Raw genomic sequence first — 15,241 nt, 5'->3', positions numbered from 1 at the left:
CGTCTCACATCGCTTCCGGGAAAAGACCGATGACGGCGAAGGTGATGACAGCGGTGATCGCCATAAAATGCCAGTAGAGCGCGACGTTGTGCAGTTCCATGTCGTGCTCCCGCGTCAGGCGGCCGGCGAGGCTGCGCGCAAGGCAATAGAGCTGCATGACGGATCCGACCGCGGCATGAGCAAGCGCCCAGATGACGAGAATCCAGACGATCGCCGGATAGACATGCGCGGTCGGCTGCATGTCATGCTGCCAGGGTCCGGCAAAACCGGCTGCAGAGGCAGCAAGCGTCAGCAGAAACGCAGCAACAAGCGCAACGCGTGCGCCGTCGATCCACCCGCTTGCGTTCAGTCGGCGCGCACCAAGCATCGCGGCCCATGCGGCGACGAAGAGAGACAGCGCGATCATCGGCCACCGCATACCGGGACCCGGCTGCCCCAGAGTGAAGTCGGGATGGATGGTCCAGTAGAAAAAATAGCCGAAGATGAGGCTGGCGAAGGCAGTTCCGTCGCCAACCATTGTAATGAACATCGCCCACCAGCCAACAGAATCCGGACCGGAGGCATAGAGCGGCAAGCGCAATCCAAGGCCGACATCCTTGGTCTTCTTTTCCGGGGTTTCGCCGGTGCCGGTCCAGAGCCACCACAGAACGGCAGAGAGTGTGCCGATGCCCGACAATAGGGCGAGGATCCAGAGTTCGAAGGTGAGCGCGACGAAGACGCCGCCGAGCAATGCGGCCGAGATTATTGTGATCGTGGTTGATGTCGCCACGCGCTGGCACTGTAGCGGATGGGCGTCGAGCACCGAGGTGATGAGCGTCTCGCGGCGATTCTCCTTGGCACTGCGAAGATAATAGGCGCCCTCATTGACCTTTTGCATCAGATCCGCCTGGTCCCAAAGCGGATACCGGCTCTCGATGATCGGAATGGATCGAACGCCCCAGTTCTCCTCGGGCTCGTTCAGCCATTCGAGCGTGCCCGCCTTCCACGGATTCTGCTCGCTGCGGGGTTCGCGATGCTTCGGCCGTACAACATCGAAGACAACCACCAGCACCCCTGCCGCGAAAACATAGGCGCCGATCGTGGAGATGAGATTCAGCCAGTCCCAACCGATCCCCTCGGGGTAGGTGAAGACGCGGCGCGGCATCCCGCGCAGGCCGCTGAGATGCATCGGAAAGAACGCGACGTTGAAGCCGGCAAACATCAGCCAGAAGGCGGTGCGCCCGAGACGGGGCGAGAGCATCCGCGCATTGATCAGCGGGTAATAATAGTAAACGCCGGCGACCAGCGGGAACAGCATTCCACCGATCAGCACGTAATGCAGATGTGCGACGATAAAATAGGTATCGTGCGCCTGCCAGTCGAACGGCACGAGCGCGACCATCACGCCGGTCAGCCCGCCGATGACGAAGATAGCGAGCCCGCCGGCGCCGAACAGCATCGGCACCGAGAAGATGACACGTCCGGCCAGCATGGTGGCGATGAAGACGAAGATCTGCACGCCGGTTGGAATCGCGACCGCTTCCGAGGCGGCCGAGAAGAATGCCAGCGAGATCTGCGGCAGGCCGGTCGCGAACATGTGGTGGATCCAGAGGCCGAACGATAGGAAGCCGGTGCCGACAGCGGCAAGCACGATCCAGGAATAGCCGACGATCGGACGTTGCGAAAAGGTTGGCACGATCATCGCCATCAGCGCGATGGCGGGCAAGAAGATGATGTAGACCTCGGGGTGCCCGAAGATCCAGAACAGGTGTTGCCACAGCAGTGGGTCGCCGCCCCGCGTCGGGTCGAAGAACGGCCAGTCGAACATGCGCTGCATCTCAAACAGGATGTCGCCGGCGATCAGCGGCGGAAAAGCGAATAGGATCATGCCCGCGACGATCAGCAGGTACCAGGCGAACAGTGGCATTAGGTTGATGCGCATGCCCGGCGCACGGCACTTCATGATGCCGACGATCAGTTCGACCGCCGCAGCAATGGAGGCGACTTCGATAAAGGAGAGGCCCAGCAGCCAGATGTCGGCACCAATGCCGGAATATGCCTTGTCAGTGGCAAGAGGCGGATACATGAACCAGCCTGAAGAGGGAGCGGCGTCGAAGAAGATCGAACCGCAAACGAAGACACCGCCGATCAGAAAGCTCCAGAAGCCGAAGGCGCCGAGACGGGGAAATGGCAGTTCACGCGCACCTAGCATCGGCGGCAGCAGAAAGATCGCGACGGCCTCGAAGATAGGCACGGCAAACAGGAACATCATCACGGTGCCATGCAGCGTAAAGGCCTGGTTATAGAAGTCGGCAGAGAGGAAATTGTTTCCCGGAACCGCGAGTTGCGTGCGCACAAGAAGCGCCAGAACGCCGCCAAACAGCATGAAGGCAAAGGCCGCACCCCCGTACCAGAGGCCAACCTGCGTATTGTTGACCGAAGTCCAGTAACGCCAGCCGATCGGCGTCTTCCAGACGAGGCGCAGCTGTTCTTCCTCGATCTTCTCTGCGGAGGGCAAGGCGTTTCGCTTGATGCGGGCTTTGAGGGTTGTCATTCGAGCCCCTTCAGCCAGGCGGCGATTTCGGCGATGTCCTGTTGGGGCAGCATGTTGAAGTCGGGCATCTTCGAACCCGGCTTGATCAAATGCGAATGGGCGATGAAGCTACGAACGGCCTCATCGTCGGTGGGCAAAACGCCGGCACCAATCGTTCCCCGCGAACCCATATGCGAGAGATCCGGGCCGACACCACCCTCAGCTTGTGTGCCCGCAACGCGGTGGCACGCGCCGCAGCCGTTGCGAAGGAATATGTCGCGTCCGGGCAAGGATGCGCCGGGCGAAGGGTTCGCCCGCACAGCCAGCCATTCCCGGAAGGCAGCGGGCTGCATGGCGACGGCCGTGAAGGTCATCAGCGCGTGCGAGGTCCCGCAATATTCCGCGCAAGGGCCGCGGTAGGTGCCAGGTTTGGTCGCCAGCAACGAGAGCCGATTCACGCGACCCGGGATCATGTCCATCTTGCCACCGAGCGCGGGAATCCAGAAGGAATGGATGACGTCGGTGCTTTTCAGCAAGAACTCGACGCGCTCGCCAACCGGCAGCCTGATCTCGTTGGCGGAAAGAATAGGAACTCCGCCGTCAGCCGGGTGGTAGGCGACCCGCCACCAGAATTGCTCACCGGTCACTTCGATCCTGAGACCATCGGCTTCGACGGCTCCTGCGAAAGGTCTCAGTCCAGGCATCAACCAAAGCGCATAGCCTAGCAAGAGAAAGAGGAGTAGCGAAGGAATGGCTGCCCCGCCCCAGAAAATCAGCCGACTTGCAATATGCTCGTCTATGGGAGTGCGCTCATGACGTATCGCGTGGACCAGAAGACCGATGACCGTCAGCCAGATAAGACCGCCAGCAATGGCCATGAGCCAGAAAAGGTCAGCGATCTGGCGCGCTTCCTCTCCGGCCGGATCAAGCGCCGACTGGGCTCCCGAGCAGCTGGAACAGGTTCCCAAGCATAACCACAGCGCGAGCCAGCGCACCGCAGCGAGTTTCGTAATCCGGGCGCTTGTGCTTGGAACTGTTGACGAATCTATCCCTCCAATCGATGCCCTTGCTCACAAACGCGCCCGCAACCGAGTGGTTGCGCCAAAACTTCAGTTTAACGGCAATGGCCAGTGCTCATGCAATCTGTGCGCCGGTTTCGTCATTTGTCGCGCCGGTAGGCTTCGATACCGGCGATCCTTTGTACGTCTCAGCAGGCAGCCACCTATTTTAAGGTTCACCAACTATCGGGACCAATCGAGCGATTTCTTGCACTTTGCGGCGTTCGACGGCGTGCCCAAGCCGTCTCGAAAAGTACCGTCTCCGCTCCAACCTGCGAGCAGGCGACCGAGCATTGGTGTTGGTGAAACGTGGGCGCGCACCGAAGAGTTGTCGCCGAGCCGCCCGTCGATCTCGAACATCTCGATCAGGAACCCGCGCCTCCGGCGCGGTTGCAACGCCGGTCCTGTAAATGTCCGCAACGCCAGGGGGGCGGCTCAGCCATCGTCCCTGGCGACCAGTAGAAAAGGTTCGCGCTCCGGCGTCGTCACCGAAAAGCCCGAAGGGCCCACCGCGCTGAAAAAGCGATGGAACATGTCGATGAAGACACGCACGAAGAGTGGCTTTGCCGACCCGTACATGTCGGCGACGATTAGCGTGGGTGGCGGCAGTTCATCGAGGATTGGTCTTCGAACGATCTCCTCGCCATCGGCGGTGGCGCGACCGATCGGCCGCATGTTGAGGACGGCCATGCCGAAGCCGGATGCGACGGCCGAGCGCACCGTTTCATAAGAGCGCGTGCGAAAGCGCACCTCCGGTCGTTTCGCCAGTACGTCGAACAGGGTCAGGAGATAGGTCGCCGTGTGCGGCAGGTCGAGCAGCACCAGCGGCCGTGCCGCCAGTTCCGCCAGCCAGATGCCGTCGCGCGCGGCAAGGGGATCGTCCGCATTGAGCACGGCATGCGCCGGTACCTTGCAGATGCGGGTGACGCTGTCGATACCGATTGGACCGATGTCGTAGAGAATGGCCAGATCGATCTGGCCGGCGACAAGCCGTTCCTGCAACTGGACCTGGTCGGCCTCGACAAGGTCGATCTCGACATCGCCGACGTTGTCGAGGTAGCTGCGCAGCATCTCCGGCATGAACAGCGCGCCGAACGGCTCGAAGCAGCCGATGCGCAGGACCTTCGGCACGCGCCCGTTGAGGTCTCCGATCGACCGGTTGAACTCCGTTTCCGCCGCCAGCATGATGCGGGCGGCGGCGACGAAGCGTTGGCCGGCCGGCGTGATGGAGACGCCGCGCGCCGGCCGCCTGTCGAAAATGCGCGCCCCCATCCCGGCCTCGGCCAGAGTGATCGCCGCGAGGATGGAGGATTGCGAGATGTAGAGCGATCTGGAGGCCGCCAGCACGCTGCCAAGGCGGGCGACTTCGCAGACATAGCGCAACTGCCGAATGGTCAGATTCATGGCTCTTTGTTACATTAAATAGCGAATATTCCCCACAACAATACATTTTATGGTGATGAAAAAACCCGCCAGATTGCCCGGGCTGACAAGGCTGCCGGAAGAGCGGCCATGAAGTGAGGGGTTCGAACTGCATGCCGAATGGGCTGTCTCCCATTGCCGACGCCGATGATCTGTGCCGCCTGGCTGCTGCGGAGCTTAGCGCCGCCTACCGCGCTGGATCGCTGTCGCCCGTCGAGGTGACGCTGGCGGCGCTGGATCGCGCCGAAGCGATCAATCCGCTTTTCAACGCCTTCACCATGATCGACCGCAAGGGTGCGATCGAGGCCGCAGGTGCTTCCGAGAAACGATGGCGGGCAGGCGAGCCGCTGTCGGCAGCCGACGGCATACCGACGACGCTGAAGGACATCGTCTGGGTCGAGGGCTGGAGCGTGCGTTACGGCAGCAGGACGACGACTTCCGCCGCCTATGACAAGGATGCCCCCGCCGTTGCCCTGCTGCGCAGAGCCGGCGCCGTCTTCATCGGACAGACGACGACGCCCGAATTCGGCTGGAAGGCGATTACCGACAGCGGCCTCTGCGGCATCACGCGCAATCCCTGGAATGCGCAAAAGACCCCCGGCGGTTCCTCCGGCGGAGCGGCGGTGGCCGCCGCCACCGGCGCCGGCGTCTTCCATCTCGGTACCGATGGCGGCGGCTCGATCCGCATTCCGGCCTCGTTCACCGGCATCGCCGGATTGAAGCCGACCTTCGGCCGCGTGCCCGCCTATCCGTCCAGCGCGTTCGGAACCGTCGCCCATATCGGACCGATGGCGCGGACAGCACTCGATCTTTCCGTCATGGCCGGCGCCATGTCCGGCCGCGATATCAGCGACTGGCAGCAAGGCGTGGGAACGCTGGCGCCGCTTGGCCGGATCGAAGAAGTTTTGCGGGGCGCTCGGATCGGCTACTGGTCGAAGCCGCCTTCAGGAGCGCTGGATTCCGGGATCGCCGCCGTCGTCTCCCACGCCTTGACGTGTTTCGACGCCTTCGGCGCGACGGTCGAGCCGATTGATCTTCCCGGTGGCGATCTCCTCGACCTGTTCCAGCATCACTGGTTCACCGGCGCCGCGGCGCGGCTGGCGCTGGTTCCGCCGAGCGAACGGGCGGGCATCGATCCGGGCTTCCTGGAGGTCGCGCAGGCTGGGGCGGCGTTCGACGTCCATACGCTCGTCGCCGCACAGTTGGAGCGCGCCGAATTCGGCGCCGCCATGGACCGGCTGCTAGACGACTATGATTTCATCGTTTCGCCGGGGACGTCGATTCCAGCCTTCGACGTTGGCCTTGAAGTGCCTCTGGGCAGCGGCCTCTCGCGATGGATCGAATGGGCGGCGTTCAGCTACCCGATCAATCTCAGCCAGCAACCCGCCTGCGTCATCCCTTGCGGCATGACCGAGGCGGGCCTGCCCGTCGGCTTCCAGATCATCGGCGCGCGCGGCGACGATGCCCGCGTGCTTTCGGCGGCAGCCGACCTGGAAGCCGCTTTCGTGCCCATGACCCACGCGTTTCGCCAGAAAGATCTGGTGTGAAAGATTTCGCATGAAGAAAAGACTCTAACCAACGCCAAAAAGGGGAACTTTGCCATGATGAACAGACGTGCAATGCTGCAGGGCGTGGTCGGCGCGGGTGCGGCCGGTGCCGCGCTTCTTGCCGATATGAACACTGCGGCGATCGCCCAGGACACCAAGCCCATTCCGGTCGGCTCGGCCCTGCCGATGTCCGGCATCGCCGCCGCCGACGGCATCGAGTTCAAGAACGGTCTCGAACTTGCCGCCGAGGAGATCAATGCGGCGGGCGGCATTCTCGGCCGGCCTGTCGAGATCCACATCGAAGACACCAAGGAAATGGGCGCCGACCTCGTCAGCCAGTCGATGCAGCGCCTGATCGACCGCTTCGAGGCGCCGGTCATCATCAATGGCTACAATCTCGGCACCAACATGATCGAGATGGACGTCGCCGCCGACAACGACGTCATCATGATGCACTACAACACGCTGATTTCGCACAATGAGAAGTTCAAGACCGACCCTGCCCGCTATTACAGCTCCTTCCAGGGCGATCCGCCGGAGTTCTGGTATGGACCGGGCTGCCTGAACTTCCTCAAGACGCTTGCCGCGGACGGCAAATGGAAGGCGCCCAACAAGAAGATCGCCATCATCCCGTCTGCCAACGAATATTCGATCGTCATCGCCAACGCGATCCGCGACAAGGCCGCCGAATACGGCTTCGAGGTTAGTCTGTTCGAGACCGTTCCGTTCCCGACCAACCAATGGGGACCGACGCTGGCGAAACTCCGCCAGGACCCGCCGGCGGCGATCCTGGTCACGCACTTCCTGCCGCAGGACCTGGCGCAGTTCATGGTCCAGTTCCTCGCCGAGCCGATCAACAGCCTGATCTACATGCAGTACGGACCATCGCTGCCGGCTTTCCGCGAGATCGGCGGCGAGGCGGTCAACGGCGTCGTCTATTCGACGGTGATCGGCTGCCTGCCGGACGATTTCTCCAAGCCGTTCCGCGAGAGCTACCGGGCCAAATTCGGTCCGAACTCGGCCTACATCACGGGATCGCAGACCTATGACGGCCTGTGGATGTGGGCGCTTGCCGCGGCAATCGCCGGTGGTCCAGGCGAACCGATGGACAAGGCGCAGACCACCAAGGTGGCCAATGCGATGAAGCGCCTGGTCTATCGCGGGGTCAACGGCACCTACCGGGCCGATCCGGCCGGCCAATCGGCCTTCTGCTATCCTACGCAGGTGGCCGATCCGTCGCTTGGCATGCCGCACCAGTTCCTGCAGCATCAGGATTACAAAACCGATCCAAAGCTGATCGCGCCGGTGCTCTATGCCACGGACAGCTTCATCCTGCCGCCATGGATCAAGTGACCGGACGCGGAAATGAAACCAACGACACCGGCCGGGCCCTTTGCCCGACCGGCTCCATTGGGTGAGAAATATGACTGAGGCCGCCGGTCCGATGCTGGTTTGTGACAGTGTGGTCAAACGGTTCGGCTCGCTGGCCGCCGTCGACGGCGTGTCGATGGTGGTCAATGCGGGCGAGATCGTTGGCATTGGTGGGCCAAACGGCGCCGGCAAGACAACTTTCTTCGACGTGGTGACCGGGATCACGCCGGCCAGTGGCGGCCGGGTGCATTTCGGCGACACCGACATTTCGGCGCTTCCGGCCGACCGCATCTGCCAACTCGGCATCGCCCGCACCTTCCAGCTCAATGCCGCCTTCGACAGCTTGACCGTTCGCGAAAACATCGAGATCGCCGCCTATTTCGGCCGGCAGCGGCGAAGGCTGGCCGGCTTCCGCCTCGGCGAGGATGTCCGGCAGGCAACGATCGAAGCGCTGGACTTCGTCGGGCTTGCGGCCAAGGCCGACGAGACCGTGGCGCGGCTGCCGGTGCTCGACCGCAAGCTGCTGATGATTGCCGGCGCCATCGCCACCCGGCCGAAAATGCTCTTCCTCGACGAGCCGGTGGGCGGGCTCAACGTCGCCGAGATCGACCAGATCATGGCGATGGTGCTGAAACTGCGCGACCAGGGACTGACCATCGTCCTGATCGAGCACGTCATGCGCTTTCTCCTGGCGCTCTCCAGCCGCGTGATCATCATGCACCATGGCAAGGTGATATTCGAAGGCCGGCCGGACAAGGTCGCCGAGGACCAGACCGTTGTCGAAACCTATCTCGGCCAGGGCACGCAGAAACGGTTGAAGAAATTCTTCGATGAGCAAGCTGCCGCGACGAATCCGGCGGTGGGGGGAACGCCATGACGGGCGCAGCCGCAAAACCACCTGTCCTGCAACTCGACGGCATCGTCTGCGGCTATGACGGACTCGACGTGCTCAAGGGCATTTCGCTGACCGTTCATGCCGGTGAATTCGTCACCGTCGTCGGCCCGAACGGCCATGGCAAGTCGACATTGCTCAAGACCATTTCCGGCCTGGTGCCGCTGCGCGGCGGTCAGATCAGCATCGACGGCCGGCGCCTGTCCGGCAAGCCGCATGAGACGGCGATGCTGGGCGTCGCCCACGTGCCGCAGGGCGATATGCTGTTCGCGCAGATGAGCGTGCTCGAAAACCTTTTGATGGGCGGCTATCTCGCGCCGGACAAGGCCGAGATCGCGCGTCGGCTGGACGAGGTCTACGCGCTTCTGCCGAAGCTTGCCGACCGTCGCAACCAGATCGCCTCGAGCCTGTCGGGCGGCGAACGGCGCATGGTCGGCATAGGCCGCGGCCTGATGATGGGCGGGCGCATCCTTTTGATCGACGAGCCGTCGCTTGGCCTCGCGCCACTGATCATCGATCAGGTCTACGACGTCATTTCGCAACTGAGCAAGGCTGGGCGCACGATCCTGCTGGTGGAGGAGAACCCGGCCCGGGTCGAGGACCTCGCCGACCGCCTGCATCTGCTCGACGACGGCGCCATCGTCTGGTCAGGCAAGCCCGCCGAACTGATGGCGCGCGACGAACTCCTCGCAACCTATCTCGGAGGCTGACGCCATGACCGACGTTCTCATGGCCATTCTCGTCGCCGGCTTCACCTCGGGCGCGCTCTATGCGCTGGCGACGGTCGGGCTGTCGCTGGTCTGGGGTTCGATGGGCATGCTCAACATGGCCCATGCGGCGATGCTGACGCTTGGCGGCTACGTCGCCTTCACGGTGATCACCTCGCTCGGCCTGCCGGTCGCGATCGGTTTCGCCGGTGCCATCGTCGCGGGTGCTTTGGCCGGCGCCATCCTCTATTTCGCGATCGTTCGCAATCTCCTGCAGAACGACAAATCGACATTCGAAGCCAACGTCATGATCGCCACGGTCGGCATCGGCATCGCCCTCGAGAATGCCATCCTCCTGACCTATGGCGGGCAGCCGCTGAAGCAGCCGGTCTCGATCGCCGGTGCCTTACGCCTGGGGCCGCTGACGCTGCCCTGGCAGAACCTTCTGATCATCGCGGTGGTGGTCGTGATGATGGTGGTCGTCTCGGCGGCGCTCGGCCGCACGCGGATGGGCCGTGCGATCCGGGCGACGGCGCAGAACCGCGACGCGGCGCAACTCATGGGCGTCGCCGTCAACCGCGTCTACCTGCAGGTGCTGATGCTGTCGGGCGCGCTCGCCGGCATCTGCGGCGTCATGGTCTCGTCGATGACGCAATTGTCGCCGCCACTCGGCAACGACCCGATGCTGAAGGCCTTCATCATGTGCGTGGTCGCCGGTCTCGGCAATCTGCCGGGCGCCATCGCAGCAGCACTTGGGCTGGCGTTGCTCGAATCCTTCGTCCAGTACGCCTTGGGCGCCAGGTGGGGCTTTCCATCGCTGCTGTTCGTCGTCATTGGCGTGCTGATCTGGCGGCCGTCCGGCCTTTTCGGCCACGCCGAAATCCGGCGCATGTGAGGGCATCATGACAGAGACACGTCCCATGTCCCGTTCCTCCATGTCCCGCTCGGCCAGGACTGATCTTGCCATCAGCTTGATGCTGATCGCGGCTGCGATCGCGCTGCCGTTCCTGGTCGACAGCCGCTACATCCTTGGCCAGATCGTGCTGGCGCTGTTCTATGCGACGATCGCCTCGCAGTGGAACCTCCTGTTCGGCTTCTCGGGCATCTTCTCGCTGGCGCAAATGGCGATCTTTGCCTTCGGCGGCTATGCGACGGCGATGCTCTGCTTCTATTTCGGCTGGAACGTCTGGGCAGCACTTGTGCCTGGCGCGCTGGGCGCCGTGCTGTTCTCGCTGGTCGTCGGCCTCGCCTGCCTTCGCCTGACCGGCGTCTATGTGGCGCTGCTGACGCTGGCGATCGCCCAGACGATGTATCTGCTGATCGTCACCGATACCGAATGTTTCGTCATGGTCGGCTCCGTCTGCCGCCAGTTCACCGGCGGCGCCGTCGGCTTTGCCCGCTTCGGCGACCTCGGCACCAGGGCCTTGCTCCGGGCGCAGTGGCTGGTCGGCAATTACGCCATCATCGCGGTGCTGTTCGCGCTCACCATGGTCTTCACCTACGCGATCGTCAAAAGCCCGATCGGCCTTGCCTTCCGGGCGCTGAAGGACAATCCGGGCTATGCGGTGGCCCGCGGCGTCAACCGCTTCCAGGCGCAGCTTCTGGTGTTCGGCATCTCCGCCTTCTTCACCGGGCTGGCCGGCGGTTTCTATGCCGCGCATTTCCAGGCGATCGGCCCCGGTGTGCTGTCGATGTCGCAACTTATGTTCATCATCGCCATCGTCGTGGTCGGCGGCGTCGGCACGTTCTGGGGACCGCTGGTCGGGACGGTGGTGCTGGTGCTGGCTGACGAATTGATGCGAGAGAGCGGCGAGTTCCGCACGCTCGGGCTCGGCCTGATCATCGCCCTGTCGGTGGTGCTGATGCCCAAGGGGCTGGTCGGCCGTTTTGGCGATGTCATCGACTGGCTCGGGCGCCGTCGCGCCAGCCCCGACAGCAAGCCAGCAGCAAGCAGCATTGTGCAAAGCCCGACCCCGGCCGGAAAGTGAGAGACTGACGATGTTCGATACGATCATAGTGGGCGCCGGCTCGGCCGGCTGCGTGCTGGCAAACCGGCTCAGCGCCGATCCTGCCCGCAAGGTGCTGCTGCTGGAGGCCGGGCGCGAGGCGCCGCTCGCCTCGGACGTGCCGTCGGACTGGCCGACCATGTTCAACACGGAAGTCGATTGGGGCTACTACACCGAGCCGCAGGCCGGCTGCCGCGGCAGGCGGGTGTTCTGGCCGCGCGGCAAGATGATCGGCGGCTCCGGCGCGCTGAACGCCATGATCTATATTCGCGGCCTGCCGTCCGACTATGATGGCTGGGCGGCGATGGGCTGCCCCGGCTGGGCGTGGGCTGACGTGCTGCCGGTGTTCAAGGCCAGTGAAAGCAATGCCGAACTCGGCAACGACCCGCTGCACGGCGCCGACGGGCCGCTGCATATCGGCAATGTCGGACATGTCGATCCCAACGAGCTTGCCTGGATCGAGGCCTGCAAGGCCGCAGGCTACAAGCAGAACCGCGATTTCAACGGCGTCGAGCAGGAAGGCGTCGGCCTGTTCCAGTTCACCATCAAGAATGGCGAACGCTGGGGCACCGGCAAGGCCTATCTGCGCCCGGCGCGGGAACGACCCAACCTGACCGTGAAAACCGGTGTGCTGGCGACGGGCCTGATCGTCGAGAAGGGCCGGGTCAAGGGCATCCGCTATCTCGTCAATGGCGAACCTGAGACCGCTTTCGCCGACAGCGAGGTGGTGCTGTCCTCGGGCTCGATTGGCAGTTGCCAGCTGATGCTGCTTTCGGGCATCGGGCCGGCCGACGAACTCGCCCAGGTCGGCGTTGCTCCCGTGCACGACCTGCCGGGCGTGGGCAAGGATCTGCAGGACCACATCAACATTCCGATCACCTTCTATACCAAGGACAAGATCGGCGTCGGCGCCTGGACCGACGAGACGCTGCAGCGCGACTTCGCCGAATGGCAGACATCGCGCAGCGGCCCGCGTTCCTCACCCTGGGTGGCGGCGGGCGGCTTCGTCAAGAGCCGGCCCGATATCGAGCCGGACCTGCAGCTTTACGGCGCCATCAGCCCGCATCGAGACTATGTTCGGTTCCTTTCGTCCAGACCCGGCATCACGCTGCACACCACGCTGCAGCGGCCAGACAGCCGCGGCGAGATTCGCCTGCGCTCGGCCAATCCGATCGAATATCCGGCGATCGACCCACGTTACTTCATCAGCGACGAGGATGGCTCGGACACCGCCACGCTGGTCGAAGGCATCCGCATCAGCCGGCGCATCGCGGCGCAGTCGCCGCTTGCCGAAATGCTCGCCGGCGAAATCACGCCGAGCGCCGAATGCGAGAGCGACGCCGAGATCGCCGACTATATACGCGGCCACTGCACGACGCTCTATCACCCGACCAGCACCTGCCGCATGGGTTCAGATGCGATGGCCGTCGTCGATCCGACGTCGATGAAGGTTCATGGGCTGGACGGGCTTTACATCGCCGACGCCTCGGTCTTTCCGAAAATGGTGTCGGGCAACACGAACGCGCCGACGATCATGATCGCCGAACGCGCCGCGTCAATGATCCTGGCGGGCTAGGAGACAAAACATGACGACAGGCTGGAATTTCCACGAACTCTATCTCTGGCACGAGACCGGCAATGCCGCGCAGTTCTTTCAGCCGAGCCTGACCATCGAGCCGGGCGAGCATGCGGAGAATGCCGACACGAAACGCCGATTCCGCAATCTGATGGAGGTTTCGGGCCTGACCGAGAAACTGTCCAAGATCGCCTCCATCGCGGTGAGCGAGGATGACCTCGCCCTGTTTCACGACCGCGACTACATCAGCCGTATCAAGCTGCTTAGTGATGGGCGCGGCGGCGATGCGAGCTATCTCACCCCCTTCGGCCATGGCAGCTACGAGATCGCCTGTCTGGCCGCCGGCGGCACGGCAGCGGTGATGGATGCGGTGTTGAGCGGCGATGTCGACAATGGCTATGCGCTGGTACGACCGCCCGGCCATCATGCCGAGCGCAGGCAAGGCATGGGCTTTTGCCTGTTCGGCAACGTTCCGGTCGCTATCCTGAAGAACCGGGCCAAACATGGCTTCGAGCGGGTCGCCTGCGTCGACTGGGATGTTCATCACGGCAACGGCACCCAGTCCGCCTTCTATTCGGACCCGTCGGTACTGACCATTTCGATCCATCAGGACGGGCTTTATCCACATGACAGCGGTCTTCACAAGGAACGCGGCGAGGGCAAGGGCGAAGGCTACAACATCAATGTACCGCTGCCGGCCGGCTGCGGCCACGGCGTTTACATGTCCGTCTTCGAACGCGTTGTGCTACCGGCGCTCAATCGCTACAAGCCTGATCTCATCGTCGTGCCGTCGGGCTTCGACGCCTCGGCGGCCGATCCGCTGGGGCGCATGATGCTGCATAGCGGCAGCTACCGCGACATGACGCGGATGCTGATGCAGGCAGCGGACGACCTCTGCGGCGGGCGCCTGATGATGTCGCACGAAGGCGGCTATTCCGCCTCCTACGTTCCCTATTGCGGCCTGGCGGTGATGGAGCAGTTGTCCGGCATCAGGACGCATATCGACGACCCGTTCCTGCCGGTCTTCGAAAGCTACGCCGGCCAACCCTTGCAGCCACATCAGGCGGCCGCTGTTTCCAGGGCGGAGGAACTTTTGGACGGCATCGCCTAGAATTCTGATTGCGGTCAGCCAATGAGGCGATCTCAAGACACACCGGCGGCCAATCTCGCAAATGCGGACATGCGCTGACGGTAGGCTAATGCATGTCGCCCAAAAGTTCCGGTTTGGGACAACGACATGCACGAAAACAAAGACTTAAGCGCGTCGTTTTTTGCGAGAAACTACGCCGGAGCACTCCAGACTACGCTAACCCCTACTCCCACTCGATTGTTCAAACAGCCTATAACTAATTGAAATTACACTAGAATGTTTCTATTGCCCCATAAGAGACCGACACCAGAGCCGTCAAAAAAATTACACCTTGGTTCTAGAGAGAAATCGCCGCAAAGAACTTTTCGAGGGTTCACCAACTATCGGGGACCAATTGGGCGATTTTTGTACCTCAAGACGTTCGACCGCCTGCCCAAGCCGTTCAAAAAAGTACCGTCACCGCTCCAATAAGGCATTGGCATGGGTCATAACGATCGACAAGCAACCGGTGTCGCACACACCCTGCTGCGGGCGGTGTGGCGCGACCGCGCTGGCATCCACTCGATTATTGCTAAAATTCCGGCTAGCTTGGCGACAGATGGCTCAATTTCTGGTCGGTGAATCACAATCAGACCGCCCGTCAAGAGAATAATGGGCAGCACCTTTGGTCTAAGGCGAGTGCAATGGCGCACGAATGAGCTCTACAACAATGCGCCGTGCGACGCCCAGCGACCTTGTCCTTTCGTATACCGATCAAGCAATTGGCTATATGGGCAAGATAGGGGAAATCGTTTTTAGCAGTCCGGATTGGAATCAAGAGGGATGACTTCTGCCGATTTTTTTGACATCGTTTTCCTCCTCGATCCATCCCACAATACAACAGGAAGTCTCTGCTCACTCCTCGCGGCGATATTCGCCAACCCACCTAGTTCCGGACTGGCGATCAGAAAGCATATCTGAACGGCATTCCATAGAAGCGATATAAATTGAAATTGCGGCCATGTGTTTCACACCCGGGATGGTTTCGAAGCCGGGGGGCGCTCACGGTCTCAAGGCGAGA

General features: G+C 62.5%; 11 protein-coding genes. 8 read left to right on the top strand and 3 right to left on the bottom strand.

Annotated features, from left to right (window positions below; genetic code table 11):
- Positions 1–4: 4 nt before the first annotated feature.
- The 3 genes from ctaD to AC0L3E_RS15545 form a co-directional block, all read right to left on the bottom strand.
- The gene (gene ctaD / locus AC0L3E_RS15555; RefSeq protein WP_473605112.1) at positions 5–2,533 is read right to left on the bottom strand and encodes a cytochrome c oxidase subunit I; all 2,529 of its coding nucleotides are present in this window, start codon (positions 2,531–2,533) and stop codon (positions 5–7) included.
- Positions 2,530–3,507 carry a cytochrome c oxidase subunit II gene (gene coxB, locus AC0L3E_RS15550; RefSeq protein WP_245469838.1) on the bottom strand — a complete coding sequence of 326 codons (978 nt, stop codon included), beginning with the start codon at positions 3,505–3,507 and terminating at the stop codon, positions 2,530–2,532. The genes ctaD and coxB overlap by 4 nt, the downstream gene beginning before the upstream one ends.
- Before the next feature lie 498 nt (positions 3,508–4,005).
- Positions 4,006–4,974 carry a LysR family transcriptional regulator gene (locus AC0L3E_RS15545; RefSeq protein ID WP_127317779.1) on the bottom strand — a complete coding sequence of 323 codons (969 nt, stop codon included), beginning with the start codon at positions 4,972–4,974 and terminating at the stop codon, positions 4,006–4,008.
- A 131-nt stretch (positions 4,975–5,105) separates the two neighbouring features.
- On the opposite strand from AC0L3E_RS15545, the gene AC0L3E_RS15540 reads away from it, so the two are divergent.
- The 8 genes from AC0L3E_RS15540 (at position 5,106) to AC0L3E_RS15505 (ending at position 14,202) form a co-directional block, all read left to right on the top strand.
- Positions 5,106–6,539 carry an amidase gene (locus tag AC0L3E_RS15540; RefSeq protein ID WP_473605110.1) on the top strand — a complete coding sequence of 478 codons (1,434 nt, stop codon included), beginning with the start codon at positions 5,106–5,108 and terminating at the stop codon, positions 6,537–6,539.
- 54 nt (positions 6,540–6,593) lie between these two features.
- On the top strand, positions 6,594–7,892 hold the full coding sequence (locus AC0L3E_RS15535) for an ABC transporter substrate-binding protein (RefSeq protein WP_128287408.1): 1,299 nt from the start codon (positions 6,594–6,596) through the stop codon (positions 7,890–7,892).
- Between the two features lie 70 nt (positions 7,893–7,962).
- On the top strand, positions 7,963–8,787 hold the full coding sequence (locus AC0L3E_RS15530; protein ID WP_127317773.1) for an ABC transporter ATP-binding protein: 825 nt from the start codon (positions 7,963–7,965) through the stop codon (positions 8,785–8,787).
- On the top strand, positions 8,784–9,512 hold the full coding sequence (locus AC0L3E_RS15525) for an ABC transporter ATP-binding protein (RefSeq protein WP_127326892.1): 729 nt from the start codon (positions 8,784–8,786) through the stop codon (positions 9,510–9,512). The genes AC0L3E_RS15530 and AC0L3E_RS15525 overlap by 4 nt, the downstream gene beginning before the upstream one ends.
- A 4-nt stretch (positions 9,513–9,516) precedes the next feature.
- A complete protein-coding gene (locus AC0L3E_RS15520; protein ID WP_128308601.1) occupies positions 9,517–10,404 on the top strand; it encodes a branched-chain amino acid ABC transporter permease in 888 nt (295 codons plus the stop codon).
- 25 nt (positions 10,405–10,429) lie between these two features.
- On the top strand, positions 10,430–11,497 hold the full coding sequence (locus AC0L3E_RS15515; protein WP_236383177.1) for a branched-chain amino acid ABC transporter permease: 1,068 nt from the start codon (positions 10,430–10,432) through the stop codon (positions 11,495–11,497).
- A 10-nt stretch (positions 11,498–11,507) separates the two neighbouring features.
- Positions 11,508–13,091 (top strand): GMC family oxidoreductase, encoded by a 1,584-nt coding sequence (locus AC0L3E_RS15510; protein ID WP_473605109.1) that lies wholly within the window; start codon positions 11,508–11,510, stop codon positions 13,089–13,091.
- 10 nt (positions 13,092–13,101) lie between these two features.
- A complete protein-coding gene (locus tag AC0L3E_RS15505) occupies positions 13,102–14,202 on the top strand; it encodes a class II histone deacetylase (RefSeq protein WP_128307757.1) in 1,101 nt (366 codons plus the stop codon).
- Positions 14,203–15,241 lie beyond the last annotated feature (1,039 nt).

Source organism: Mesorhizobium sp. WSM4822 (assembly GCF_055811155.1).
This window is presented reverse-complemented; position numbering and strand designations above follow the sequence as displayed.